This is a genomic window from Salinimicrobium oceani, from assembly GCF_012037645.1.
On sequence record NZ_JAAVJR010000287.1, the window covers coordinates 1 to 569 of the forward strand.

Annotated in this window: 1 protein-coding gene; it reads left to right on the forward strand. The window is 44.8% G+C overall.

Annotated elements, in window-relative coordinates:
• The coding region (locus tag HC175_RS16765; RefSeq protein WP_168139503.1) for a tetratricopeptide repeat protein at window positions 1-569 on the forward strand (569 nt) is incomplete at both ends.

A 569-nucleotide genomic window follows, 5' to 3' on the forward strand; every position in this document is an offset into this window, starting at 1 on the left:
CATTACAACCTCGGGAATTCCTATTATAAGCTAAGCCGCATCGCACCCAGTATCTATCACTTTGAAAAAGCGCTGCAATTAGATCCCCGAAATGAAGATGCCCGTAACAATCTCAGTTTTGCCAGGACTATGGCAATTGATGCTCTGGGAGAAGAAGAATCGGAAGGATTTTGGGGCATTTTTGACAGGTCTACTTCAGCATTTTCGGCTGCGGGATGGGCCTGGGTTGCAATATTCTGCATGTTGGTCTTCATTATCTTCTTTGTGGTGTACTACTTCAGCAGAAGAACCATGACCAAAAGATTGATGTTCATTGGCAGCATGTTCTTTCTGGTGCTTGCAATTTCTTCTGTAGCCATAGGTTTCTTTAAACAGGACCTGCAGCAGGAAAGCAATTTTGCCATAGTTTTTTCTGAAGAGGTCGAGGTTAAAAGCGAACCTTCAGTAAGGTCCGCGGAGGCTTTCTTGCTGCATGAAGGCGCAAAAGTGAAGATCACCGAAAACTTCCAGGAGTGGGTAGAAATCGAATTGCCTAACGGAAGCCAGGGTTGGATGCAGGAAAATGATCT